Annotated in this window: 22 protein-coding genes and 1 pseudogene; 11 read left to right on the forward strand and 12 right to left on the reverse strand. The window is 73.1% G+C overall.

Going from position 1 to position 24185, the window contains the following annotated elements; genetic code table 11:
- Positions 1–102 precede the first annotated feature (102 nt).
- Positions 103–1905 carry a gamma-glutamyltransferase gene (ggt, locus tag ACWCV9_RS12345; protein WP_450785953.1) on the forward strand — a complete coding sequence of 601 codons (1803 nt, stop codon included), beginning with the start codon at positions 103–105 and terminating at the stop codon, positions 1903–1905.
- A gap of 32 nt (positions 1906–1937) precedes the next feature.
- On the opposite strand, the gene ACWCV9_RS12350 is transcribed toward ggt, so the two are convergent.
- Positions 1938–4502 (reverse strand): ATP-dependent Clp protease ATP-binding subunit, encoded by a 2565-nt coding sequence (locus ACWCV9_RS12350; protein ID WP_450785955.1) that lies wholly within the window; start codon positions 4500–4502, stop codon positions 1938–1940.
- 126 nt (positions 4503–4628) lie between these two features.
- Positions 4629–5405 carry a type I methionyl aminopeptidase gene (gene map / locus ACWCV9_RS12355; RefSeq protein WP_450785957.1) on the reverse strand — a complete coding sequence of 259 codons (777 nt, stop codon included), beginning with the start codon at positions 5403–5405 and terminating at the stop codon, positions 4629–4631.
- 73 nt (positions 5406–5478) lie between these two features.
- On the opposite strand from map, the gene ACWCV9_RS12360 reads away from it, so the two are divergent.
- The 10 genes and pseudogenes from ACWCV9_RS12360 to ACWCV9_RS12405 all read left to right on the forward strand — a co-directional run.
- A complete protein-coding gene (locus ACWCV9_RS12360) occupies positions 5479–5730 on the forward strand; it encodes a helix-turn-helix domain-containing protein (protein ID WP_385842991.1) in 252 nt (83 codons plus the stop codon).
- A 126-nt stretch (positions 5731–5856) separates the two neighbouring features.
- Complete coding sequence (locus tag ACWCV9_RS12365; protein WP_450785959.1) at positions 5857–7287, forward strand: hypothetical protein; 1431 nt, start codon at positions 5857–5859, stop codon at positions 7285–7287.
- Between the two features lie 206 nt (positions 7288–7493).
- Positions 7494–8336, forward strand: coding sequence for a nitrilase-related carbon-nitrogen hydrolase (locus ACWCV9_RS12370; RefSeq protein ID WP_450785961.1), 843 nt, complete (start codon positions 7494–7496; stop codon positions 8334–8336).
- On the forward strand, positions 8333–9616 hold the full coding sequence (locus ACWCV9_RS12375; protein WP_450785962.1) for an aspartate aminotransferase family protein: 1284 nt from the start codon (positions 8333–8335) through the stop codon (positions 9614–9616). Before ACWCV9_RS12370 ends, ACWCV9_RS12375 begins: the two co-directional genes overlap by 4 nt.
- A gap of 22 nt (positions 9617–9638) precedes the next feature.
- On the forward strand, positions 9639–11225 hold the full coding sequence (locus tag ACWCV9_RS12380) for a PucR family transcriptional regulator (protein ID WP_450785964.1): 1587 nt from the start codon (positions 9639–9641) through the stop codon (positions 11223–11225).
- A 179-nt stretch (positions 11226–11404) separates the two neighbouring features.
- A complete protein-coding gene (locus ACWCV9_RS12385) occupies positions 11405–12247 on the forward strand; it encodes a nitrilase-related carbon-nitrogen hydrolase (RefSeq protein ID WP_450785965.1) in 843 nt (280 codons plus the stop codon).
- Between the two features lie 28 nt (positions 12248–12275).
- Entirely contained in the window at positions 12276–13679 is a 1404-nt protein-coding gene (gene hydA, locus ACWCV9_RS12390) for a dihydropyrimidinase (RefSeq protein ID WP_450785967.1), read from the forward strand.
- Between the two features lie 11 nt (positions 13680–13690).
- Complete coding sequence (locus ACWCV9_RS12395) at positions 13691–14710, forward strand: TIGR03842 family LLM class F420-dependent oxidoreductase (protein WP_450785969.1); 1020 nt, start codon at positions 13691–13693, stop codon at positions 14708–14710.
- A 123-nt stretch (positions 14711–14833) separates the two neighbouring features.
- Positions 14834–16414, forward strand: coding sequence for an NCS1 family nucleobase:cation symporter-1 (locus tag ACWCV9_RS12400; protein WP_450785970.1), 1581 nt, complete (start codon positions 14834–14836; stop codon positions 16412–16414).
- Positions 16363–16745: pseudogene (locus ACWCV9_RS12405) on the forward strand (MSMEG_6728 family protein); the annotation flags it as partial. The gene ACWCV9_RS12400 and the pseudogene ACWCV9_RS12405, both read left to right, overlap by 52 nt.
- A gap of 80 nt (positions 16746–16825) precedes the next feature.
- On the opposite strand, the gene ACWCV9_RS12410 reads toward ACWCV9_RS12405, so the two are convergent.
- The 10 genes from ACWCV9_RS12410 to ACWCV9_RS12455 form a co-directional block, all read right to left on the reverse strand.
- Entirely contained in the window at positions 16826–17488 is a 663-nt protein-coding gene (locus ACWCV9_RS12410; RefSeq protein WP_450785971.1) for a hypothetical protein, read from the reverse strand.
- 129 nt (positions 17489–17617) lie between these two features.
- On the reverse strand, positions 17618–18160 hold the full coding sequence (locus ACWCV9_RS12415; RefSeq protein ID WP_450785972.1) for a hypothetical protein: 543 nt from the start codon (positions 18158–18160) through the stop codon (positions 17618–17620).
- The gene (locus tag ACWCV9_RS12420; protein WP_450785973.1) at positions 18157–18693 is read right to left on the reverse strand and encodes a hypothetical protein; all 537 of its coding nucleotides are present in this window, start codon (positions 18691–18693) and stop codon (positions 18157–18159) included. Before ACWCV9_RS12420 ends, ACWCV9_RS12415 begins: the two co-directional genes overlap by 4 nt.
- Positions 18671–19954 carry a WXG100 family type VII secretion target gene (locus tag ACWCV9_RS12425; RefSeq protein ID WP_450785975.1) on the reverse strand — a complete coding sequence of 428 codons (1284 nt, stop codon included), beginning with the start codon at positions 19952–19954 and terminating at the stop codon, positions 18671–18673. The genes ACWCV9_RS12420 and ACWCV9_RS12425 overlap by 23 nt, the downstream gene beginning before the upstream one ends.
- 20 nt (positions 19955–19974) lie before the next feature.
- The gene (locus ACWCV9_RS12430; RefSeq protein WP_450785977.1) at positions 19975–20265 is read right to left on the reverse strand and encodes a DUF6317 family protein; all 291 of its coding nucleotides are present in this window, start codon (positions 20263–20265) and stop codon (positions 19975–19977) included.
- Positions 20262–20804 carry an SAV_915 family protein gene (locus ACWCV9_RS12435; RefSeq protein WP_450785979.1) on the reverse strand — a complete coding sequence of 181 codons (543 nt, stop codon included), beginning with the start codon at positions 20802–20804 and terminating at the stop codon, positions 20262–20264. Before ACWCV9_RS12435 ends, ACWCV9_RS12430 begins: the two co-directional genes overlap by 4 nt.
- 151 nt (positions 20805–20955) lie before the next feature.
- Positions 20956–22020 carry a lipoate--protein ligase family protein gene (locus tag ACWCV9_RS12440; RefSeq protein ID WP_450785981.1) on the reverse strand — a complete coding sequence of 355 codons (1065 nt, stop codon included), beginning with the start codon at positions 22018–22020 and terminating at the stop codon, positions 20956–20958.
- A 95-nt stretch (positions 22021–22115) separates the two neighbouring features.
- The gene (locus ACWCV9_RS12445) at positions 22116–23123 is read right to left on the reverse strand and encodes a hypothetical protein (RefSeq protein WP_450785983.1); all 1008 of its coding nucleotides are present in this window, start codon (positions 23121–23123) and stop codon (positions 22116–22118) included.
- A gap of 58 nt (positions 23124–23181) precedes the next feature.
- Positions 23182–23454, reverse strand: a complete 273-nt coding sequence (locus ACWCV9_RS12450) for a DNA-binding protein (RefSeq protein WP_385842973.1) — start codon at positions 23452–23454, stop codon at positions 23182–23184.
- The gene (locus tag ACWCV9_RS12455) at positions 23451–24176 is read right to left on the reverse strand and encodes a hypothetical protein (RefSeq protein ID WP_450785984.1); all 726 of its coding nucleotides are present in this window, start codon (positions 24174–24176) and stop codon (positions 23451–23453) included. The genes ACWCV9_RS12450 and ACWCV9_RS12455 overlap by 4 nt, the downstream gene beginning before the upstream one ends.
- Between the last annotated feature and the right edge of the window lie 9 nt (positions 24177–24185).

Raw genomic sequence — 24185 nt, forward strand, 5'->3', positions numbered from 1 at the left:
GGCATGGTAGGCGCTCCGCCACAACTGCACCGGCCGGTGGCGTAGTTCCCCGCGCCCCGCCGGAACGCTAGGCTGCGCGGACGGTTCCGACGGGAGGTACGGATGCGTCGTCCTGGGAGACGGAAGCTGGCTGTGCTGGCGGTCTCGGCCGCCATGGTGTCGGTGGGGGCGGCGGCGCCACCCGCCGCGACGACGGGCGGACCGGCCACCAAGGTTCCGGTGGCCGTCGGTTACGGCGGCGCGGTCGCCAGCGTCGACCCGGACGCCTCCGCCGCCGGCATCGAGGTGCTCCGGCACGGCGGCAACGCCGTCGACGCGGCCGTGGCCACCGCCGCCGCGCTCGGCGTCACCGAGCCGTACTCGTCCGGCATCGGAGGCGGCGGCTACTTCGTCTACTACGACGCCAACACCCGTACGGTGCACACCATCGACGGCCGGGAGACCGCGCCGCTCACCGCCGACGCCGACCTCTTCAAGGAGAACGGCAAGCCGCTCGCCTTCGCCGACGCCGTCAGCTCCGGGCTGAGCGTCGGCACCCCGGGCACCCCCGCCACCTGGCAGACGGCGCTGGACGCGTGGGGCAGCCGGAAGCTCGGTACGGTCCTGAAGCCCGCCGAGCGGATCGCCCGTGACGGCTTCACCGTGGACGACACCTTCCGCGCGCAGACCGCGGCCAACGAGACCCGGTTCCGCTACTTCCCCGACACCGCCAGGCTGTTCCTGCCGAACGGGCAGCTGCCCGCCGTCGGCTCCACCTTCAAGAACCCCGACCTGGCCCGGACCTACGAGGAACTGGCCGACAAGGGCGTGGACGCGATCTACCACGGCGACCTCGGCCGGGACATCGTCAACACGGCCGACCACCCCCCGGTGGACCCCGGCTCCGGCTGGAACGCCCGCCCCGGCAAGCTGTCCGCGCAGGACCTCGCCGCCTACCGCGCCAAGCTCCAGAGGCCCACGAAGGTGTCGTACCGGGGCCTGAAGGTGTACTCCATCGCCCCGTCCTCCTCGGGCGGCACCACGGTCGGCGAGGCGCTCAACATCCTGGAGAGGACGGACCTCTCCCGGGCGAGCGAGGTGCAGTACCTCCACCACTTCATCGAGGCCAGCCGGATCGCGTTCGCCGACCGCGGCCGCTGGGTCGGCGACCCCGCCTTCGAGGACGTACCCACGAAGCAACTGCTGTCCCAGCGGTACGCCGACTCCCGCGCCTGCCTGATCAAGGACGACGCGGTGCTCACCAGCCCCCTCGCCCCCGGTGACCCGCGCCGCCCGGCGGCCTGCGGCCAGGGCGGCACGGCGGCCCCCACGACCTACGAGGGGGAGAACACCACCCACCTCACCGTGGCCGACAAGTGGGGCAACGTCGTCTCCTACACCCTCACCATCGAGCAGACCGGCGGCAGCGGCATCACCGTGCCCGGCCGGGGCTTCCTGCTCAACAACGAGCTGACCGACTTCTCCTTCGCCCCGGCCAACCCGGCCGTGCACGACCCGAACCTGCCCGGGCCGGGCAAGCGGCCGCGCTCCTCGATCTCCCCGACCATCGTGCTGGACCGGCACAACCAGCCCGTCGTGGCGCTCGGTTCGCCCGGCGGGGCGACCATCATCACCACCGTGCTCCAGACGCTCACCGAGTTCCTCGACCGGCATCTGCCGCTCGTCGACGCGATCGCCGCGCCCCGCGCCAGCCAGCGCAACGCGGCGAAGACGGAACTCGAACCCGCCCTCTACGACTCCGCTCTGCGCACCCAGCTGGAGGCCATCGGGCACTCCTTCTCGCTCAACCCCGAGATCGGCGCGGCGACCGGCGTGCAGCGGCTGCCGGGCGGCAAGTGGCTCGCCGCCGCCGAGAAGGTACGGCGTGGCGGCGGCTCGGCGATGGTGGTGGACCCGGCACCCTGACGCTCACCTATCGCGTGCCGGCGCCCTGACGCTCACAGCTCGGGTGCCGGCGGCCGGGCTTCCTCGGGCGGGGTCTGCCGCGGGGCCTCGGTGCGGAAGTCCAGCCGTCCGTCCCTGACGTCGACCGTGACCCGGCTGTCCTTGCTGATGGTGCCGTCCAGCAGCAGCCGGGACAGCCGGTTGTCCACCTCCCGCTGGATGGTGCGGCGCAGCGGCCGGGCGCCGTACTCCGGCTGGTAGCCGCGCTCGGCGAGCCAGTCGACGGCCGCGTCCGTGAACCCGACCGTGACACCCTGCCCCTCCAGCAGCCGCCGGGTGCCGTTCAGCAGCAGATCCGTGATCTGCCGCAGCTGCTCGCCCGTCAGCTGCCGGAAGACGACGATCTCGTCGATGCGGTTGAGGAACTCCGGCCGGAAGTGCTCCCGCAGCGGGCGCAGGATCTGCTCCCGCCGCGCCTCCTCGTCGGCGTCCGCGCCGCCCGGCCCGAACCCGATCCCGGCGCCCCGCCGGGTGATCACCTCGGACCCCAGGTTGCTGGTCATCACGATGACCGTGTTGGTGAAGTCCACCGTGCGGCCCTGGGAGTCGGTCAGCCGGCCGTCGTCCAGCACCTGGAGCAGGATGTTGAAGACGTCCGGGTGCGCCTTCTCCACCTCGTCCAGGAGCAGCAGCGAGTACGGGTGCCGGCGCACCACCTCGGTGAGCTGCCCGGCCTCCTCGTGGCCGACGTACCCGGGCGGGGCGCCGACCAGCCGGGAGACGGTGTGCCGCTCCTGGTACTCGCTCATGTCGAGGCGGACCATCCGGTCCTCGCTGCCGAACAGCGCCTCGGCGAGGGCGCGGGCCAGCTCGGTCTTGCCGACACCGGTGGGGCCGAGGAACAGGAAGCTGCCGATGGGCCGCCGGGGGCTCGCGAGCCCGGCACGGGAGCGCAGTACGGCCTCGGCGACCACGGCGACGGCCTCCTCCTGGCCGACCACCCGCTGGTGCAGATGCTCCTCCAGGCCCAGCAGCCGCTCCTTCTCCTCCTCGGTGAGCCGGCTGACCGGGATGCCGGTCAGCCGGGACACCACCTCGGCGACGGCCTCCGCCGTCACCTCCAGGTCCTGCCCCTCGTCGGCCCGGTCGCCGCCACTGGCCTCCTCGATCCGCTGCCTCAGCTCGCCGATCCGGTCGCGCAGCTGCTTGGCCTGCTCGTAGTCCTCGTCCGCGACCGCCTGGTCCTTGTCCCGGGCCAGCTGCTCCACCTCGCGCTCCATCGCGCGTACGTCCGTGCCCTTGGTGCGCGCGCCGAGCCGCACCCGGGCGCCCGCCTGGTCGATCAGGTCGATCGCCTTGTCCGGCAGCCGCCGGTCGGTGAGATACCGGTCGGACAGCTCCACGGCGGCGGTCAGCGCCTCGTCGGTGTAGCGGACCTGGTGGTGGGCCTCGTACCGGTCGCGCAGGCCGCGCAGGATCTCGATGGTGTCCTCGGTCGTCGGCTCCGGCACCAGGATCGGCTGGAACCGGCGCGCCAGCGCCGCGTCCTTCTCGATCCGGCGGAACTCCTCCAGCGTGGTTGCGCCCACGATGTGCAGCTCGCCCCGGGCCAGCGCGGGCTTGAGGATGTTGCCGGCGTCCATCGCACCGCCCTCGCCGCCGGAGCCCGCGCCCACGACGGTGTGCAGCTCGTCGATGAACACGATCAGCCGGCCGGAGTTGGCGCGGATCTCCTCCACGATGTTGTTCAGCCGCTCCTCGAAGTCCCCGCGGTAGCGGGTGCCGGCGACGACGCCGGTCAGGTCCAGGGCGACGACACGGCGGGCGGCCAGCACATCCGGTACGTCCCCGTCGGCGATGCGCTGCGCGAGCCCCTCCACGACGGCCGTCTTGCCGACCCCGGCGTCCCCGATCAGGACGGGGTTGTTCTTGCCGCGCCGGGACAGCACCTCGATGGTCTGCTCGATCTCGTTGTCCCGGCCGATCACCGGATCGATCCGGCCCTCCCGGGCGAGGTCGGTCAGATCGCGGCCGTACTTGTCCAGGGTGGGCGTGCCGGTGGCCCGCTGCCGCTCGGTGCGCGGCTGGGTGCTCTCCGGGGCCTCGGGCGGCAGCGCGCCCGCCGAGAAGCGGGCCGCGTTCAGGATGTGCCCGGCGGCCGAGTCCGGGTTGGCGGCGAGCGCGCTCAGCACATGCTCGGGACCGATGTACCCGGCGCCGCTCGCCCGCGCCATGTCGTGCGCGTCCAGCAGGGCCCGCTTGACGGCGGGGGTCAGCGACAGCGAGGTCGGCGGCGGCACCTCGCCCGGCGGATGCAGCACCGGCCCGGCGCGGTCGTCGATCTCGGTCGCCAGCGAGTCGGGGTCGGCGCCCGCGCGGCTCAGCAGCGAGCGGGTGGGCTCGCTCTGCGCGGCCGCCCGCAGCAGATGCTGGGTGTCCAGGTCCCGGCTGCCGTGTTCGGCGGCGTACAGGGCGGCTCCGCGGACCAGTTCCCGGGCCGGCTGGCTGAGCAGGCGGCCGATGTCGATGTGGCGCGGCGTACCCCGGGCTCCGCCGGTTCCGCCGAAGAAGCGGGCCAGGAATTCACCGAAGGGGTCAGGAGGGTAGCCGTTGGTCATGGCGTTCCGTTCCTTCGCAGGGGCTGGCTCCGCCGGGTAACCCGGGGCTGGGGTGCTCATGCCCACGATGACATGATCCGTGGGGGGTGGCATGTGGGAGTCGGTCCCCTCGGGGAGTAGGTCCCCTCAGGGAGCCGTCCGCGCCGTGAGGACCCTGGGGCCCGACTCGGTGACGGCCACCGTGTGCTCCGCGTGGGCCGCCCGGGAGCCGTCGGCCGTGCGCAGGGTCCAGCCGTCGTCCGCCTCGTAGTAGGCGTCCTTGCCGCCGGCGATCAGCATGGGCTCGATGGCCAGGACCATTCCGGGGCGCAGGGGGAAGCCCCGGCCGGGGCGGCCCTCGTTCGGGACGTCGGGTTCCTCGTGCATCCGGCGGCCGATGCCATGGCCGCCGAAGCCCTGCGGGATGCCGTAACCGGCGCTGCGGCAGACCCGGCCGACCGCGTGCGCGATGTCGCCGATGCGGTTGCCCACGACGGCCGCCTCGATGCCGGCCGCGAGCGCCTGCTCGGCCGCCTCGACCAGGCGCAGGTCCGCCGGGCGCGGACGGCCCACGACGAGGCTGAGCGCCGAGTCGCCCACCCAGCCGTCCAGCTCGGCGCCGCAGTCGACGGAGAGCAGATCGCCGTCGCGGAGCCGGTACCGGGTGGGGATGCCGTGCACGATCGCGTCGTTCACCGAGGCGCAGATCACCGCGGGGAAGGGGGTCGGCGCGAAGGAGGGCCGGTAGCCGAGGAAGGGGGAGGACGCCCCGGCCTCGCGCAGCACCTCCCGTGCGACCTCGTCCAGCTCCAGCAGGGACACGCCGACGGCCGCGGCCTTCCGTACGGCCGTCAGGGCGCGGGCGACGACCTGGCCCGCGGCGTGCATCGCGTCGATCGATGCGTCTGTCTTCAGCTCCACCATGCCAATTAATATACCGGTATTTGAATGGGGGCAACGCGGAGTGGCGGGGGTGGCCGGTATTAGAATCGGGCTCATGGTGCGCACCCCTCTCACTCCCGAAGAGCGCGAACGCGGTGAGCGGCTCGGGCTGCTGCTGCGCGAGGCGCGCGGCGGGCGGAGCATGGCCGAGATCGCCGCCGCGGCCGGTGTCTCCGCCGAGACGCTGCGCAAGATCGAGACGGGGCGGGCGCCCACGCCGGCGTTCTTCACCGTGGCCGCGCTGGCCCGGGTGCTCGGGCTGTCCATGGACGAACTGATCGCCCGCTGTGCCCTGGTGGGCGTCTGACGCGCAGCCGTCGGCACCTCGTGATGAGGGGTCCGCTCGCTGCCGGAAAACTCTGCGTAGCAAGGCCGTAACACAACTGGTGTTGCCTACCGAGCGGAGTGCTGGCGGTCGGGCGGGAGCTGGGCGATGGCTGTGGATCAACTCCCCGCGAAGGTGCGGGAGTTCGTGAGCTACCTGGACGCCCTCGTGGCGCGCCTCGACCGGTCCGGGGGCTGGAACGCGGTCTTCTGGCAGCGCGACCCCGAGGGCATGCAGGCCTGCCTCGACGGCCGCGAGATGCCGCCGTGGGACGTGGTGGAGGCGCTGCTCCAGGACCTGGGCCTGAGGTACGGCGCCGCCGTCGCCGCGGCCGAGGGGGAGCGGGCCCGCGCGCTGCACGCCGCCGCGCTCGACGCGTACGACGCCCGGCCCGGCGCCCGGGACGCCCTCGCCGACCGCCTCGACGTCATGCTCCGGGAACAGCGGTACGCCGCCGAACGCCAGGCCGTCCTGAGCCGCCTGCTGTCCACGGCGAACTCCGCGGAAGAGGCCGAGTCCCTCCGTCAGGACCTCGCCTGGGCCCATGACGACCACACCCGCGCCACCGCCCGCTGCGCGGAACTCCGCGCCCGCCTCGCCCAGGTGGACCGCCGCGAGCTGGCCGGCGTGGTGGCGGATTCTCGGGTGGTCCCGGCTGCCGCGTCCCAGGTTTCCCGCCTTCAGCCGCCCGCGTCCGCCCTGCCGCTCGGACCCGACTCGCCCGGATCCCCGTCCTCCACGTCGCTCGCAGCCCCCGGTGTCCTTGCCGGCCGGACGGCAGGCGCTCCCGCGCCGGAGGCCGCGCCGGGCGGGAAGGGGCGGAAGCGCCGGCGGGGCAGTGCCCGGTTCGCCGGGGTGGGGGAGGGGGAGGACCAGCCGGTGGTCGTGCCGCGGGCCGGGGGGCCGGCGGACGGCGGGCGTACGCCGCGGGGGGCCCGGTTCGCGGGGGTCGCCGAGCCGGCTGAGCCGGCTGAGCCGGCTGAACCGGTGTCCGTGGAGCCGGTGGACGCCGGGGCGCACGAGGCCGTCGCCGCAACCGTGCTGCTGCTCGCGCGGCTCCGGGACGAGGGACGCAGCGGGGAGGCCCATGTCTTACTGGTGGAGGCCGCGCAGTGGCCCGCCGGCCGGTTCCCGCTGCTCGCGGACGCCCTGCGGCACGCCGGTCTCGGCGCCGACTGGGCCACCCTGCTGTGGGAGGCCGCCGCGCTGCCCGCCGAGCGGCTGGTCGCCGTCGCCGACGCGCTCGCCGGTGCCGGGTGGGAGGCCGACGGGGAGCGGATGCTGCGGCAGGGCGTGGCCCGCCCGGCGGCGGAGATAGGGGCGGCCGTACTGCATCTGGAGGAGGCCGGGCGGCGGCGCGAGGTGCTGGCCCTGCTGGACGCCTACGTCCGGGTCCGCCCCCCGGAGGAGGCCGCCCGCAGCGTCGCCGCGGACCCGCGCCGGCTCGTGCCGCTGCTGCTCCAGGCCGCGCGGGCCGTCTCCGAGGAGCGGCACTGGGACCTCGTGCACGCCCTGCGCGTCGCCGGACACACCCCGTGACCGGAGTGCGGTGGTGTCGTCCCGGTCTGCCCCGGTTACGACCCCGCCGCGGGGGCGTACGGTCACCCGCAGGAGTGTGAAACGAGATCGACCCAGCGGGTTGACGACGATGGTCTTGGCAAGGACCGTCCGGAGGCTTACGTTCGTCCCTCTACGGGCGTTTCTACGTGCGTAGAGGCTCTGACGTCCCGTCGAAGGAGCAGCTCATGGCCCACGTCGTACGAGCCGCACTGGTCCAGGCCACCTGGACCGGCGACACCGAGTCCATGGTGGCGAAACACGAGGAGCACGCCCGCGAGGCGGCCCGCCGGGGCGCGAAGATCATCGGGTTCCAGGAAGTCTTCAACTCCCCCTACTTCTGCCAGGTGCAGCAGCCCGAGCACTACCGCTGGGCCGAGCCGGTGCCCGACGGGCCGACCGTCCGCCGGATGCGGGACCTCGCGCGCGAGACCGGCATGGTGATCGTCGTACCGGTCTTCGAGGTCGAGCAGTCCGGGTTCTACTACAACACCGCCGCGGTCATCGACGCCGACGGCCGCTACCTCGGCAAGTACCGCAAGCACCACATCCCGCAGGTCAAGGGCTTCTGGGAGAAGTACTACTTCCGGCCCGGCAACCTCGGCTGGCCGGTCTTCGACACGGCCGTCGGCAAGGTCGGCGTCTACATCTGCTACGACCGGCACTTCCCGGAGGGCTGGCGGCAACTGGGACTCAACGGCGCCCAGTTGGTCTACAACCCCTCCGCCACCCACCGTGGTCTGTCCGCGCACCTGTGGCAGCTGGAGCAGCCCGCCGCGGCCGTCGCCAACGAGTACTTCGTCGCCGCCATCAACCGGGTGGGCCAGGAGGAGTACGGCGACAACGACTTCTACGGCACGAGCTACTTCGTCGACCCGCGCGGACAGTTCGTCGGCGACGTCGCCGGCGACAAGAGCGAGGAACTCCTCGTCCGCGACCTCGACTTCGGCCTCATCGAGGAAGTGCGGCAGCAGTGGGCTTTCTACCGCGACCGCCGCCCCGACGCCTACGAAGGGCTGGTACAGCCGTGAACGACCTCTACTCCCGTCACCGCCGGGTACTGCCCGACTGGCTCGCCCTCTACTACGACGACCCGATCGAGATCACCCATGGCGAGGGCCGTCATGTGTGGGACTCCGCCGGGAACCGGTACCTCGACTTCTTCGGCGGCATCCTGACCACCATGACCGCCCACGCGCTGCCCGAGGTCACCAAGGCGGTCGGCGAGCAGGCCGGCCGGATCCTGCACTCCTCGACCCTCTACCTCAACCGGCCGATGGTCGAACTCGCCGAGCGCATCGCCCAGGTCAGCGGCATCCCCGACGCCCGCGTCTTCTTCACCACCTCCGGCACCGAGGCCAACGACACCGCCCTGCTGCTCGCCACCGCCTACCGGCGCAGCAACACCGTCCTCGCGATGCGCAACAGCTACCACGGCCGCTCCTTCAGCACCGTCGGCATCACCGGCAACCGCGGCTGGTCCCCGACTTCACTGTCCCCGCTCCAGACGCTGTACGTCCACGGTGGCGTCCGCACCCGGGGGCCGTACGCCGAGCTGGACGACCGGGCGTTCATCGACGCCTGCGTCGCCGACCTGAAGGACCTGCTCGGCCACACCCGGCCGCCCGCCGCGCTGATCGCCGAGCCCGTCCAGGGCGTCGGCGGCTTCACCTCCCCGCCCGACGGACTGTACGCGGCCTTCCGCGAGGTGCTGAGCGAGCACGGGATCCTGTGGATCGCCGACGAGGTGCAGACCGGCTGGGGCCGCACCGGCGAGCACTTCTGGGGCTGGCAGGCGCACGCCCGCAGCGGCCCGCCCGACATCGTCACCTTCGCCAAGGGCATCGGCAACGGCATGTCCGTCGGCGGGGTCATCGCCCGCGCCGAGATCATGAACTGCCTCGACGCCAACAGCATCTCGACCTTCGGCGGCACCCAGATCACCATGGCCGCCGCCCTCGCCAACCTCACCTATCTGCTGGAGCACGACCTCCAGGGCAACGCCCGGCGCGTCGGCGGGCTGCTCATCGAGCGGCTGCGGGCCATCGCCGCCCCGCTGCCCGGCGTGCGCGAGGTGCGCGGGCGCGGGCTGATGATCGGCGTCGAGCTGGTACGGCCCGGCACGGACGAGCCCGACCCGCGGGCGGCGGCCGCAGTGCTGGAGGCCTGCCGGGACGGCGGCCTGCTCATCGGCAAGGGCGGTGGCCACAACACCAGCGCGCTGCGCATCGCCCCACCGCTGTCGCTGACCGTCGCCGAGGCCGAGGAGGGGGCGACGATTCTGGAACAGGCGCTGCGCAGGACGTACTAGACGAAAGAGCAGGTGCACAGCCATGACCACCCTCTCGGAGCCCCCGAGCGGCCACCAGCCGTCCCCCGGACCCGCCCTGTCCGTGCGCCAGGTGCTCACGCTGGAACGGGTGCTCGCCGGGGAGCCCGAGGTGGTGGCCGGCGCCGCGGGGCTCGACCGGGCGGTGCGCTGGGTGCACGTCGCCGAGGCCGCCGACGTGGGGGTGATGCTCAGCGGCGGCGAGATGGTGCTCACCACCGGGGTGCTCCTCGCCGGTGACGAGGCCCGGCAGGCCGAGTACATCCAGTCCCTGCACCGCGCGGAGGCCGCCGCCGTGGTGCTCGGCCTCGGACGGGCCTTCCCGGCGCCGCCGGAGGTGATGCGCCGGGCCGCCGAGCGCTGCGGGCTGCCCCTGGTCGTCCTCCACCGGCCGTTCCCCTTCGCGGAGCTGACCGAGGAGGTGCAGTCCCGGCTGGTACGGCGGAAGTTCGCCGCCGTCAGCCTCTCGGAGACGGTACGGACCGCGCTCACCGGACTGATCACGGCCGGCGCGCCGCTCCAGCGGCTGCTGGACGAGGTCGCCCGGCACAGCGGCTGTCCGGTCGTCGTCACCAACCTCGCCCACCGCGTCCTCGCCACCGCGGGGGAGCGGTCCGCGGTGGACGACGTGCTGCGCGACTGGGAGCGGATCGCCCGGCAGGCCGGGGCCGGCGCCGGCCCCGGCTGGATCAGCGCCGGGCTGGGCGGCCGCGGGGAGCGCTGGGGCCGGCTGCTGCTGTGCGGCTACCGGGGCGAGACGGCGACCGGACGGCTGCTCGCCGACCGGGCCGCCGAGGCGCTGGTGCTGCACCGCATGCTCGGCGGCGGCTCCGCGCACAGCTGGGAGGAGCAGTCCGCGCAGAGCCTGCTGACCGACCTCGTCTCCGGGGTCGTACCCGCCCGGCAGCTGCTGCCCAGGGCCCGGGCGGCCGGGCTGCCGGTCAACCGGCGCACCTTCGTCCCGCTCGTCGTCCCCGGCGCCGATCCGGCCGAACTCGACCGGCTGCTGCGGGTGCTGGGGCTGCCCGGACTCGTCGCCGAGCTGGCCGGCGGTGCCGTCGCCGTGCTGCTCAGCCTCGCCCGCGACCAGCACGCCGAGACGCTCACCGCGCATCTGGCGGCCCGCTGGCGCGGCGGCCCCGGGGCCGGGTCCGCCGTGGTCGCCGCCGCCGCTGCCCGCACCTGCTGGGACGACGTGCCCGAAGGGCTGCGCGAGGCCCGGCATGTCGCCGATGCCGTCGCCGATTCCGCCGCCGCCCTCGACCTGCCCGCCGTGGTCCGGCTCAAGGACGTCCATCTGCGCGGGCTGATCCGGCTGCTGCGCGACGACCCGCAGGTGCAGTCCTTCGCCGAACGGGAGCTGGACGGGCTGCTCGGCGACGCCGAACCGGAACTCCTCGGCGTGCTGCGGACCTACCTCGCCACCGGCCGCAACAAGTCCCGCACCGCCCAGCTCCACCATGTCTCCCGGCCCGCGCTCTACCGCCGCCTGGAGGCGATACAGGCCCGCCTCGGCGTCGACCTGGACGACTTCGAACAGGCGGCCTCCGTGCACATCGCGCTGCTCGCGCATGACGCGCAACACCGCTGAAAGCATGCTGCGCAACACCGGTGAAACCTGCAACGACCTGGGAAAACGGCGGTGAAACATGGGCCTTCCAACACGTGACACGGTGACACGCGGCAGGCCCGCACCCGTGACACGCTGCCCGTCGAACGCCCCGCCCGGACTTCCTACGCTCACGGCACACCGAGCTACCGGAGGTCCCGATGAGCCGAGTGATCCGTGCCGCGCTGTTCCAGACCGCCTGGACCGGCGACAAGGAATCCATGATCCAGGTGCACGAGCAGGCGGCCCGCGACGCCGCCGCCCAGGGCGCCCAGGTCCTCTGCTTCCAGGAGCTGTTCTACGGCCCCTACTTCTGCCAGGTGCAGGACAAGGCCTTCTACGAGTACGCCGAGCGGATCCCCGACGGCCCGACCGTCCGGCGGTTCCAGAGCCTCGCCCGCGAACTGGGCATCGTCCTGGTGCTGCCGATGTACGAGGAGGAGCAGCCCGGCGTCCTGTACAACACCGCCGCCGTGATCGACGCGGACGGCTCCTACCTCGGCAAGTACCGCAAGACCCACATCCCCCAGGTGCAGGGGTTCTGGGAGAAGTTCTACTTCCGTCCCGGCAACAGCGGCTGGCCCGTCTTCGACACGGCCGTGGGCAGGATCGGGGTCTACATCTGCTACGACCGCCACTTCCCGGAGGGCTGGCGGGCCCTGGGTCTCGCCGGTGCCGAGATCGTCTTCAACCCCTCGGCGACCTCGCGGGGTCTGTCCCGCTACCTCTGGCAGCTGGAACAGCCGGCGGCGGCCGTCGCCAACGAGTACTTCGTCGGCGCGATCAACCGGGTCGGCGTGGAGGACCTGGGCGACAACGACTTCTACGGCACCACCTACTTCGTCGACCCGGAGGCCCGGTTCGTCGGCGAGGTGGCGAGCGACAAGGAGACCGAACTGGTCGTCCGCGACCTGGACCTGGCCACCCTCCGCGAGGTCCGGGACCGCTGGCAGTTCTACCGGGACCGGGCGCCGGGAGCGTACACGCCGCTGACCGCGCCCTGAGCGCAGCCGAGCCGACCGAGGGAGCAGCATGAGCAGCCGTACCGTCATCCGCGGTGGTCTCGTCATCACCGCCTCGGACGAGATCCACGCCGACGTCCTGGTCGAGGACGGCCGCGTCGCCGCCCTCGCGGCGTCCGGCACCCCCGCCGCCGCGGCGTTCACCGCCGACCGCGTCCTCGACGCCACCGGGAAGTACGTCATCCCGGGCGGTGTCGACGCCCACACCCACATGGAGCTGCCGTTCGGCGGCACCTACGCCTCCGACACCTTCGAGACCGGCACCCGCGCCGCCGCCTGGGGCGGTACGACGACCATCGTGGACTTCGCGGTGCAGACCGTCGGCCGCACCCTGCGCGAGGGCCTGGACACCTGGCACGCCAAGGCCGAGGGCAACTGCGCGATCGACTACGCCTTCCACATGATCGTCTCCGATGTGAACGACGAGACGCTCAAGGAGATGGATCTGCTGGTCGAGGAGGGCGTCACCTCGTTCAAGCAGTTCATGGCGTATCCCGGTGTCTTCTACAGCGACGACGGCCAGATCCTGCGCGCCATGCAGCGCTCCGCCGACAACGGCGGACTGATCATGATGCACGCCGAGAACGGCATCGCCATCGACGTCCTGGTCGAGCAGGCCCTCGCCCGGGGCGAGACCGACCCGCGCTACCACGGCGAGGTCCGCAAGGCCCTGCTGGAGGCCGAGGCAACCCACCGCGCCATCCGGCTCGCCCAGGTCGCGGGCGCCCCGCTCTACGTGGTGCACGTCTCGGCGATGGAGGCGGTCGCCGAGCTGGCCCGCGCCCGCGACGACGGACTGAACGTCTTCGGCGAGACCTGCCCGCAGTACCTCTTCCTGTCCACCGACAACCTCGCCGAACCCGGTTTCGAGGGCGCCAAGTACGTCTGCTCGACCCCGCTGCGGCCCAAGGAGCACCAGGCCAGACTGTGGCAGGGGTTGCGCACCAACGACCTCCAGGTGGTCTCCACCGACCACTGCCCCTTCTGCTTCACCGGCCAGAAGGACCTGGGCCGCGGCGACTTCTCCAAGATCCCCAACGGGCTGCCGGGCGTGGAGAACCGCATGGACCTGCTCCACCAGGCCGTGGTCGACGGGCACATCTCCCGCCGCCGCTGGATCGAGATCGCCTGCGCCACCCCGGCCCGGATGTTCGGTCTGTACCCGAAGAAGGGCACCATCGCCCCGGGCGCCGACGCCGACATCGTGATCTACGACCCGCACACCGAGCAGGTCATGTCCGCGCAGACCCACCACATGAACGTGGACTACTCGGCGTACGAGGGCAGGCGCACCACCGGCCGGGTGGAGACCGTGCTCTCGCGCGGCGAACTCGTCATCGACCAGCGGGAGTACACCGGGCACGCCGGACACGGTGCCTTCACCCCGCGCTCCACCTGTCAGTACCTCAACTAGGAGAGGCGCCCATGGACTTCGGACTCGTCCTTCAGACCGATCCGCCGGCCTCCCGGGTCGTCAGCCTGATGAAGCGCGCCGAGCGCAACGGCTTCACCTACGGCTGGACCTTCGACTCGGCGGTGCTCTGGCAGGAACCGTTCGTGATCTACAGTCAGATCCTGGCGAACACGGAGAGGCTGAAGGTCGGCCCGATGGTCACCAACCCGGGCACCCGCACCTGGGAGGTCACCGCCTCCACCTTCGCCACCCTCAACGACATGTTCGGCAACCGCACCGTCTGCGGCATCGGCCGGGGCGACTCCGCGATGCGGGTCGCGGGCCGCAAGCCCAACACGCTCGCCCGGATCAGCGAGGCCATGAAGGTGATCCGCGCCCTCGGCCGCGGCGAGGAGGCCGACCTGGGCGGCACGAAGATCCGCTTCCCGTGGATCGGGCCGGGCGCCGAACTCCCGGTGTGGATGGCCGCGTACGGCCCGAAGGCGCTGAAGATGGCGGGGGAGGAGGCCGACGGCTTCATCCTCCAGCTGGCCGACCTGTACCTCACCGAGTACATGGTGAAGGCGGTCAAGGACGCCGCCGCGGCGGCCGGCCGGGACCCCGGCGAGGTCACCGTCTGCGTGGCCGCACCCGCCTATGTCACCGCCGACGACTCGCCCGAGGCCCTCGCCCACGCCCGGGAGCAGTGCCGCTGGTTCGGCGGCATGGTCGGCAACCATGTGGCCGACCTGGTGGCCAAGTACGGCGAGCACTCCGCCCAGGTCCCCGAGGAGCTCACCGAGTACATCAAGGCCCGCCAGGGCTACGACTACGCCCACCACGGGCGCAGCGGCAACCCGGACACCGCGTTCGTGCCGGACGAGATCGTGGACCGGTTCTGCCTCGTCGGCCCGGCCGAGCGGCACATCGAGAAACTGAACAGGCTGCGCGAGCTGGGCGTCGACCAGTTCGCCGTGTACGACATGCACGACGCGCAGGAGGCCACCATCGACGCCTACGGCTCCCAGGTGATCCCCGCCGTCAACTCCTGATCCGCGGCGGCGCGTTCGACCCCCCACGCCCCTCGCCTCATGGTCTCCCCTCCCCGCCGTCCCCGGGGAGGGGGCTGGTGCCCGCACGGCCTCTCTCGTCCCACCTCCCCGATTGGCCAGCCCATGACCGACACCGTCCCCCCGGCCATATCCGCACCCGGCCAGGTCACCCTCCCCGACGGGCGCGTGGAACTCGCTCCTGGCACCCCGCCGCCCAGCGGCCCGTACGCCAACGAGGACCTGCTCCCGGTCCCGGTGGCGAAGCGCACCTGGACGACGTACAACTTCTCGGCGCTGTGGGTCGGCATGGCCCACAACACCGCCTCCTGGACCCTCGCCTCCGGGCTGATCGCGGTGGGTATGGACTGGAGACAGGCCGTGTTCACCATCGCCCTCGCCAACCTGGTCGTGCTGGTGCCGATGCTGCTGACCGGGCACGCCGGCCCCAAGTACGGCATCCCGTTCCCGGTCTTCGCCCGCGCCTCCTTCGGAGTGCGCGGCGCCAACCTGCCCGCGCTGGTACGGGCCTTGGTGGCATGCGGCTGGTTCGGCATCCAGACCTGGATCGGCGGCGAGGCCATCTACTTCCTCGCCGGCAAACTGATCGGCGACAGCTGGGCGAACGCGACGCACCTCGGCGGCCACCCCTGGACCATGTGGCTGTCCTTCGCGCTCTTCTGGGCGCTCCAGGTCGCCATCATCTACCGGGGCATGGAGACCATCCGCCGCTTCGAGAACTGGGCCGCGCCGTTCGTCCTCGTCGGCGCGCTCGTGATGCTGTGGTGGATGAGCGAGAAGGCGGGCGGCGTCGGCCCGCTGTTCGACCAGCCGTCGAAGCTCGGCTGGGGCAAGGACTTCTGGAAACTGTTCGCGCCCTCCCTCATGGGCATGATCGGCTTCTGGTCGACGCTGTCCCTGAACATCCCCGACTTCACCCGCTACGGCCGCAGCCAGCGCGCCCAGACCTGGGGCCAGGCGCTGGGCCTGCCCACCACGATGACCCTGTTCGCCTTCCTCTCCGTGCTGGTCACCTCCGGCTCCCAGGCCGTCTACGGCACACCGGTCTGGGACCCGGTGCAGCTCGCCGCGAAGACCGACAACGCGGTGGGCCTGCTCTACGCCCTGGTCACGGTGCTGGTCGCCACCCTCTCGGTGAACATCGCGGCGAACCTGGTCTCCCCGGCCTTCGACTTCTCCAACATGGCGCCCAGGAAGGTCGGTTTCCGCGCCGGAGCGCTGATCACCGCCGTACTCGCCGTGCTGATCCTGCCCTGGAAGCTGTACTCCGACCCGCAGGGCTACATCTTCACCTGGCTCGGTCTGGTCGGCGGTCTGCTCGGCACCGTCGCGGGCATCCTCGTCGCCGACTACTGGATCCTGCGCCGCACCCGGCTCGACCTCGCCGACCTGTACCGCGCGGGCGGCCGCTACTGGTACGCGGGCGGCTGGAACTGGCGGGCGGTCGCTGCCTTCCTGGCGGGCGGTGTCCTCGCCGTCGGCGGGGCCAGCTTCAAGCCCCTGATCGACGGCCGCCCCATCCCCGCCCTGTCCGCCCTCGCCGACTACGGCTGGGCGGTCGGCCTCTGCACCTCCCTGGTGCTGTACCTGGGACTGACCCTGCTCACCGGCCGCGGCCGGCCGGACGGTCAGGACGACACCGCACCGGCCGCGCCCGCGTCCCGGTCCGACGCCGGCCACACATAGGGCTCCAGGTGCTGGGCGGTCTGACCGTGCCGGGCTACGGCTGGCGCCGGTATACCGCGGTACGCATGGGGGCCGGGTACGAGGAGGCGCTGGTCCGGTACGGCCTGGAGATCTGCCGGGTCCGGCGGGGGCAGGGCCACCATGACGGCTGCGCCGCCTCGCTGGTCGCGGGGTTCGCCGTCGGGCGGGCGGGCGCCCGCGTGCGCGGCAGCCCGCGCTCGCCGCCGCGGGCGAGCTGCCGCCCTGGCTGGGTGACGAAGACTTCCGTCGCAGCCATCGGTCCGCGCTGGTCCGCGAGGACCCTCACTTCTACGCCGGGGAGTTCGCCGGGGCCCGGCCCGCCGTCTCGTCAGCGCCGAGTGCCCCGCGCGGGAGCGGCCGAACCCCGAGCGCCGGCGGGCGGTCAGCGGGTCAGCGGGTCAGGGCGCCGACCGCGGCCCGGGCCGCCTTGATCGCCCCGGTGTTGATCACGTCCGTGCTCGGGGCCTTCTTGGTCTCGAAGTCGCTGCCGCTGTAGGTGATGATCACCAGCGCGTTGGAGATCCGGACCATCACCACGCCCTCCCGGGTCTGCTGCTTGTCCTCCGTGGTGAGGTCCACGATCGAGTACGCGCTGTCCCCGAGGCCCGGTACGGTCCCGCCGCCGCTCTTCTCCTGCACCCGCTGCTGGTACTCCTGCCGCGCCTCCTGCTCCGAGGCGCCGATCTCGAAGGAGACGTCCAGCCAGCGGTAGTCGTAGCCGTCCAGCGCGTTCCAGGAGCAGGTGCGGCGCAGCTGGGGGTCGGTCGACGGGATCTCCTTGCCGGCCGTCTTCGCGCCGGGCACCAGAGACGTGACCAGGGCGGCGGGCAGGCTGGTGCACGGCGCGGGCGCGGTGTCGTACGCCTTCGCCTTCGCCGCCGCGCTGGACGCCGGGGCCCCGGCGGAGGTCGCGGCGGGCGCCGGCCGGCCCTGCGCTTGCGCGGCGGAGGGCGGTGCGGCCGGGCCCGACGACAGTGCCCAGCCGGCGCAGGCGAGGACCGCGACCGGCGTCAGACGCGCGGTGAGGGCGAGCGGCAGAGGAAGAGAACGCACGGCGCACTTCTCGTGGGGGAGGGGGCGTTGGAAGGTGTCCGTGGGGTGGACGGGGACGACAGTGTCACACGACCGCCTGTGGGCGGAAGTGCCAACGCGCTGTGTGCGCGGGCGGTCACGGCAGCGCGTTCACGACGTACTGATTGGCCCGTTATGTTCCTCCAGTTGGCGACGGGCGCCGATCTCGCTCGGGTACGCGCGGACGGCGAGGGCGGCCAGGAGCCGGCCCGCGCACCAGGCCGCGAACGCGGGCAGGACCGGCGCCGCGAGCAGCAGCGGGACGACACCCGCCCGGGACCAGTTCCCGGCCCGGCCGGTCGCCGCCCGCTTCGCCGCGCGGACCTCGCCCGGCGCCGGCGGGGCCAGCCGCTGCCGCCGCAGTGCGCGGCGCTGACCGACCCAGCCATGGACCAGGGCCGCGCAGGACGCGACCGCCTGGACGGCGTCCCACGCCCGGCGCACCCGCGGCGGCAGGTCGCTGCGCGGCACGCCGAGATACAGCCGCAGGGCGACGTAGCAGAAGAAGGCCAGGGCCGTGAGCAGCAGGACGGCGCCGCCGGCGCGGCGCAGCCAGTAGCGTGCCCCGCGCCGGTACCAGGTGGTCCCGAGGCCCGGCAGCGCCGGGACGGTCGCGGGAGCGGCGGGCGGGGTCGTGGTGCGGTGCGGGGTCATGGCCGGGAGGAGTGCGCCTCGAGCCAGCGGCGGGCGCCGACCTCGCTGGGGTACTCGCGCACGGTCGTCCAGGCGGCCAGCCAGCCCACGAGGTACGCGGCGAACGCCGGCATGACGGGGGCGGCGAGCAGCACCAGCCCGCGCCCCAGGGCGATCCGGCCCGGGACGCGCCGGTCGTGGGCGCGTTTGGCCCGGAGCGTCTCCTCCGGGGTGGGCGGGTCCGCCAGCGCCGCGCGGTGGCCCCGGCGCTGCGCCACCCAGCCCCACACCAGGGTCACGGCGGACGCCGCCGCCTGCACCCCGTCCCACACGACCCGAGCGGTGGCCGGCAGCAGGTCCCGGACCCCCGCGTACAGGCTCAGCGCGAACAGGCAGAACATGGCCATGGCGAACACGATGAAGACCGTCGTACGGGCCCGGCACAGCCAGTAGCGCGTACCGCGCTCGTACCACGTCCGGCCCAGCTTCGGCAGGGCGGGGACGGGGACGGAGAACCCCGGGGCGGGGGCCTCAGAAGATACTCGTGACGCCATGCCAGACATCCTTCGCCAGTCGCTTTCCGTCGTCGACGGTCTCCGCGGCGACGTGCTTGGTGCCGGTCAGCACGCCGCCGACCACCCCGTGGTCGTGAATGTCCTCGCTCCAGTGCTCGTGGAAGGCGTGGTCGAGGACCGAGGTCGAGACGATCACCGTGCCGACCCCGACCGCGGCGACGGCGGCCGCACCCTCGACGGGCAGGGCCGCGGTGATCGCCGCACCGGCGGCCAGTCCGCCGAGCGCGACACCGCCGTCCACGACGACGGAGTGCTGCCAGGACCAGCCCTTGTCGTGGTCGTCCTTGGCCTCGATCAGCCCGCAGGCGGCCGCCGCGGCCACGTCCAGCACCGGCAGCTCCTTCAGGGCGTCCGGCAGCGCCTCCAGCCCCTTGCCCAGGCGCAGCGCGTCCGCGGCGTCGGCCAGCTTGACGTTCAGGGCGCGGTCGTACGGCAACTTGCTGCTGCCGCTGTCGGCGCGGGCGATGTCCCGCTCCAGCGAGTCCACCTTGGTGACCGCGTCGCGGTAGGCGCTCTTGGCCGGCAGGTCGTCGGGCAGTCGGCGGCCCTGCTGCTGGAACACCCTGCGCTCGGCGCGGAGTTGCTTCTTCGCGGCCTGCGCCTCCGCCCTCGCCGCGTCGATGTGCTTGCGGGCCTCGATACCGCCCGCCCGGGCGTCCTCGGCGTCGTACGCGTACAGCCCGCGCAGCGCGTCGTACAGGGTGACCTTGTCCCCGGGGGAGACCGAGTCGTCCTTCGACGTCACCTTGTCGTACAGCCCCTGCAACTGCTTCGCCGCCACCAGCCGTGCGTGCTGGGCGGTGTGCAGGATCTCGTCGCGTGCCGTGGCGTACTCGTTCAGCGCCGCGACGGCCTTGCGGTCGTCCGCGGTCGGCGGGTTCGCCGTCGTCATCGGCAGCGGCGCGCCCCGAGGGCCCGTCGGCACCCCCTTGCGGGCCGCGATGTCCTCCGAGTTCTGAAGGGACGCCTCGCACGTGGCCAGCGCGTCGGCGAGCGTCTGGAGGATCTCGCCGGCCGCGTGCACCAGTTCGGCGAAGCCGCCGGCGGCCAGCGCGTCCTCGCTCCACTTGGCGCGGAAGGCCTCGGCCGCCTCGCCCTTCCAGCTCGCGTCGTCGACCAGCTTGTCGACGGCGCTGCCGATCGGCCTGACCACGCCGTCGAGCTTGTCCTTGGCGTTCTTGTACGTCTCGGCCATCGTGCGCAGCCCGCCGATGTCACCGCCGACCCAGCTGTCACTCATCCGTGCTCACCCGTCAGCTCTCAGCCCATCAGGTCTTCGAAGACACCGTGGACGTCCACGTCGTGCCGGTGGAAGGAGTCCCGCGCGTACGCCACCTTGTCGCCGTGGTCGTCCAGCCGGTCGGCCATGCCGATGTGCAGGGCGACGATGAGGTCGGCGACCTCCTTGATGGCCGAGTCCAGCCCCGGATCGCCGCCGGCGGCCATGGCGGGGGCGACGTCGGCGTGCAGCGTGCGGTAGTCGTGGGCCTGGGTGCGGAACGTCTTCGCCAGCGTGGACAGGTCGTCGTAGATCACCGTGAAGTCGGTCATGGCGTGCGCACCTCCCGTGCGTAGGCGGCCAGGTCGGCCGGTTCCCAGTGGTGGCGGCCGGGCGGCACCCGCGGGTCCACCAGCACGGTGACGCCCTGGGCGCGCACGCCCTCGGCCAGCGGGCCGAGCGAGGCGGCGACCCACGGCTGCGCCTCGCCGAGGGCTTCGGCCAGCTTCGCCGGTGTGCTGAAGGCGAAGGCGACCGTGCCGTGCGCGGGGTGCTGGAACAGCTCCAGGACGACGAACGGCACGCGCGCGGGGCGGCCGTCGCCGCCGGTCCCGGCGACGGAGCGCGGATGCGCCGGAACGCACACCGGCGTGTGGTAGGCGGGCACCCCCGGCCTGGGGCCGGGGCGGCGGTCGTCACCGGCCGCCCGCGGCGGCGGCGCGCCGGTCAGGAGGTCCCGCAGCCGGGCCGGACGCGCTTCCGGTGCCTGCTTCGGAGGCGGCCCGGCGGGCGGCTCCGGTTCCAGGAAATCGCGCAGCCGAGAACGCTTCGGCGCCCCCACCGCCGTCACCTCTTCCCCGTGGTTCTGCATGGCCGAATCGGGCCCGTCCACGGTAGCCAGCGGGCGGCGGAGCAAATCCGGCTAAGTGGGGACGGCGGTTCCGACGTACACGGAACTCATACGACCGTTTGGGAGGGGCGAGGGCAGCTCTTGACCCTTCCCTGAAGCAAGCCCCCGACGGTCACGGCACTCTCGCGGTCCACTCGGCCGAGGTGAACTTGGTCCGCGCCAGCTCCTCGGCCCGGGCCAGCTCCTCGTCCGTGATCTTGCCCTGCTCCAGGCCGTACCGCGCGCGGAAGGAGTCGATCATCCGCTCGATCACCGCGGCGCGCGGCAGCCCGGTCTGGCGGCGCAGCGGATCCACCCGCTTCTTCGCGCTCGCGGTGCCCTTGCCGGACAGTTTCTCCCGCCCGATCCGCAGCACCTCGACCATCTTGTCGGCGTCGATGTCGTACGACATCGTCACATGGTGCAGTACGGCGCCCGGCCCGCCGCCCGGCCCGACGATCCGCTTCTGCGCGGCGCCCGCGATCTTGCCCTGCTCGGTGGCGATGTCGTTCAGCGGCTGGTACCAGGCCCGGATGCCCATCTCGCCGAGGGCGCCCAGCACCCAGTCGTCCAGATAGGCGTAGCTGTCCTGGAAGGACAGGCCCTGGACGAGGGAGTCGGGCACCGACAGCGAGTAGGTGATGGTGTTGCCCGGTTCCACGAACATCGCGCCGCCGCCGGAGATCCGCCGCACCACCTGGATCCCGTGCCGGGCGGCGCCCTCGGGGTCGACCTCGTTGCGCAGCGACTGGAAGCTGCCGATGATCACCGCGGGGGCGCCCCACTCCCACACCCGCAGCGTCGGCGGCCGCCGGCCCGCGGCCACCTCGGCGGTCAGCACCTCGTCCAGCGCCATGTGCAGCGCGGGCGGCTGCGGGCCCTCGTGGATCAGCTGCCAGGCGTAGTCCGTCCAGTCCGTGGCGTGCGCGAGCGCCCTGCGCACCGCGATGCCCACGCCCTCGGCGGTCAGCCCGTACATCACGGTCCCCGCCGGCAGCGCGGCCTCGATCCGGGCGGCCAGCCCCGACGCGTCGGTGTCCGCCGGGGCACCCTCCAGGGCGCGGTTCACCGCGTCCAGTGCCTCGTCCGGCTCCAGGAAGAAGTCGCCCGCCACGCGCACGTGCCGCAGCACACCGTCCTGGACCTCCACGTCGACGACGACGAGCTTGCCGCCGGGCACTTTGTACTCACCGTGCACTGTCCGGTCCTCCCCTCCTGCCGCACGAGATCAACGACCGGGAGGGCCGCGGTGTTCCCCCGCGGCCCCTGACCGGCCGGGCCGCACGGCCCCGCTCAGGCCTTCCTGAGCGTGCGCGCCATGTGCTCGAACTCCTCGAACGGCGCCACCGCACCCATGAGCGTCCGCAGGGAGCCGACGATCTTCCGGCTCGGCCTGCGCACCCGGCTGCTGGTACGGCCGATCCACATCAGCATGGACTCGAACTCCTCGGCGCTGGTGGCCGCCTCGCGCATCTCCCGGGACTGCTCGATCATCTGGTCGAGCAGGGAGTCGATGCCGTCCGGCCACTCCGCGCGCGGGGTCTCGCCGGTCCACTCCAGGAACGCGCGCAGCGCGCCGAAGGTCAGCTCCATCCGGCCGGCGAGCCGCCGGGCCGCCTCCTCCAGCTCGGCCGACGGGCCCTCGATGGACTTGGCGAACCGGTTGACCGCGGCCAGCTGCGCGCTCATCGGCACGCCCGGCAGATTGGCCCGCAGCAGGTCCTCGGAGGACAGCTCGGCCATCGCGCCCAGGTCCTCGAAGGCCGCCTCGACCATCGCCATGTCCTCCGCCATGGCCCCCATCTCGGTCTCGGCCCTCACGGCCAGCTCCAGCAGTCCCGGCCCGTTCTCCTCCGGCGCGGTCGGGGCCTCCTCCCACCCGGGCGCGGCCTCGCCGTACCCCCCACCCGGGGCGGGTACGGCCGTCCGGCCCAGTTCCTCGGCGAGCGCCGCCCGCAGCAGGGCCCGCGCCACGGCCCGGCCGAGCGGCAGCGGCGGGAACTCGAGCGCCGGGAACGCGTCGAGGCCCGCCGGCACCGTCCCGGCCTGCACCAGACGCACCGTGCGCCGGCCGGCGGCGTGCCGGACCCCCAGCCCGAGCACCACGGACGGATGGCCCCCGGTGAGATCGGCGACGACCACGTCCTCCTCGACGAGGTGCCGGACGAGCCGGTCGCCGAGCGGGCTCGGGTCGGCGAGCTGGTCGGCCCGGACCAGGGACAGCTCCAGTTCTTCGCATACGGGCCGCACGACCTCCTCGTGGAAGAGCGCCGTGGGACCGAGGGCGAGACACGTGGGCATGACGGAGTACCTCCGAGAAAAGGGAAGGAAGAGGTGAGGGAAGTGAGGCGAAGGGGGCTCAGTCGAACAGCGTCAGCGCCACGCCGTCGCCGAGGTCGTCGGCGTAGACGGGCCGCTCCTCGATGCCCAGCGAGGACAGCAGACGGGTGGTGAGGACACGGTGCCGGCGGCCGACCCGGACCGTCTCGCAGGGGAACGTGCCGAGGGCGACCAGCCGGTAGGCGGTGGCCATGCACATGCCGTACGCCCGGGCCGCCGTACGGAGATCGACGCTGACCGGCAGGTCGAGGACCTCCCGGAAGGTCAGCGGGGTCGGCGGGCGCCCGGTCATCGGCCGCTCCCGGGCCGCAGGGACAGCGTGCCCACCCGGCGGCCGCGGTGGATCCGGCGGGCCGTGGCGACCCGCTCGGTCAGGCCCCATTCCGCGGCCAGGGCGCCGAGGCGCAGTCCCTCGGCCCGGTCGGCCGGGACGGTGATCCGCAGGGTCGCGGCGAGCCCCTCCGGCCGGGTACCGCCGTCGAACTCCGCCTGCCACAGCGCGCCCCGGTCCCGGCGGACCGCCGCCGCGACCTGGATGTCCTCGACGGGCCGCTCGGCCCGGGCCTGCCCGGCGGTGTTCCAGGCGCGGGTGCACGCGGCACGCAGCAGCACGGAGCCCGGGTCGGCGGTGCCCGGCTCGATCGTCCGCAGGGTCTCCAGGCAGGCGGTGAGCATCTCCGCCTCCACGTCGTCCCGTTCGGCGCCCAGGCGCTGGACGATCGCGAAGGCGTGGCGGCGCAGCCCGGGCAGGGCGCACCACACCGCGCCGAGCAGCCAGCCGTTCCCGTCGGTGTCCTCGCGGGCCAGCGCGGCGATCTGGTGCCACAGCGAGGTCCGTACGGCGGCCGGTGCGCAGCGGTCGTAGAGCAGGGGGCGTGCCTCGGCGGGGGTCAGGGCGGTGCCGGGGGCGCCGGAGCCGTCGTCCAGCCGGAGCCCGGGCAGCGGTTCCCGGCCCGCCATTTCCCGCTCCAAGCGCGTGAAGAGGCTGGTGGGGTACGGGGGCAAGGGTGTCATCGATCTCCT

It is taken from the genome of Streptomyces sp. NPDC001606, from assembly GCF_053596835.1.

Excerpts from the sequence above, each read along its gene's own strand:
- ggt (WP_450785953.1), top strand. The coding sequence starts at position 103 with ATGCGTCGTCCTGGGAGACGGAAGCTGGCTGTGCTGGCGGTCTCGGCC.
- ACWCV9_RS12350 (WP_450785955.1), bottom strand. The coding sequence starts at position 4,502 with ATGACCAACGGCTACCCTCCTGACCCCTTCGGTGAATTCCTGGCCCGC.
- map (WP_450785957.1), bottom strand. The coding sequence starts at position 5,405 with ATGGTGGAGCTGAAGACAGACGCATCGATCGACGCGATGCACGCCGCG.
- ACWCV9_RS12360 (WP_385842991.1), top strand. The coding sequence starts at position 5,479 with ATGGTGCGCACCCCTCTCACTCCCGAAGAGCGCGAACGCGGTGAGCGG.
- ACWCV9_RS12365 (WP_450785959.1), top strand. The coding sequence starts at position 5,857 with ATGGCTGTGGATCAACTCCCCGCGAAGGTGCGGGAGTTCGTGAGCTAC.
- ACWCV9_RS12370 (WP_450785961.1), top strand. The coding sequence starts at position 7,494 with ATGGCCCACGTCGTACGAGCCGCACTGGTCCAGGCCACCTGGACCGGC.
- ACWCV9_RS12380 (WP_450785964.1), top strand. The coding sequence starts at position 9,639 with ATGACCACCCTCTCGGAGCCCCCGAGCGGCCACCAGCCGTCCCCCGGA.
- ACWCV9_RS12385 (WP_450785965.1), top strand. The coding sequence starts at position 11,405 with ATGAGCCGAGTGATCCGTGCCGCGCTGTTCCAGACCGCCTGGACCGGC.
- hydA (WP_450785967.1), top strand. The coding sequence starts at position 12,276 with ATGAGCAGCCGTACCGTCATCCGCGGTGGTCTCGTCATCACCGCCTCG.
- ACWCV9_RS12395 (WP_450785969.1), top strand. The coding sequence starts at position 13,691 with ATGGACTTCGGACTCGTCCTTCAGACCGATCCGCCGGCCTCCCGGGTC.
- ACWCV9_RS12400 (WP_450785970.1), top strand. The coding sequence starts at position 14,834 with ATGACCGACACCGTCCCCCCGGCCATATCCGCACCCGGCCAGGTCACC.
- ACWCV9_RS12415 (WP_450785972.1), bottom strand. The coding sequence starts at position 18,160 with ATGACCCCGCACCGCACCACGACCCCGCCCGCCGCTCCCGCGACCGTC.
- ACWCV9_RS12420 (WP_450785973.1), bottom strand. The coding sequence starts at position 18,693 with ATGGCGTCACGAGTATCTTCTGAGGCCCCCGCCCCGGGGTTCTCCGTC.
- ACWCV9_RS12425 (WP_450785975.1), bottom strand. The coding sequence starts at position 19,954 with ATGAGTGACAGCTGGGTCGGCGGTGACATCGGCGGGCTGCGCACGATG.
- ACWCV9_RS12430 (WP_450785977.1), bottom strand. The coding sequence starts at position 20,265 with ATGACCGACTTCACGGTGATCTACGACGACCTGTCCACGCTGGCGAAG.
- ACWCV9_RS12435 (WP_450785979.1), bottom strand. The coding sequence starts at position 20,804 with ATGCAGAACCACGGGGAAGAGGTGACGGCGGTGGGGGCGCCGAAGCGT.
- ACWCV9_RS12445 (WP_450785983.1), bottom strand. The coding sequence starts at position 23,123 with ATGCCCACGTGTCTCGCCCTCGGTCCCACGGCGCTCTTCCACGAGGAG.
- ACWCV9_RS12450 (WP_385842973.1), bottom strand. The coding sequence starts at position 23,454 with ATGACCGGGCGCCCGCCGACCCCGCTGACCTTCCGGGAGGTCCTCGAC.
- ACWCV9_RS12455 (WP_450785984.1), bottom strand. The coding sequence starts at position 24,176 with ATGACACCCTTGCCCCCGTACCCCACCAGCCTCTTCACGCGCTTGGAG.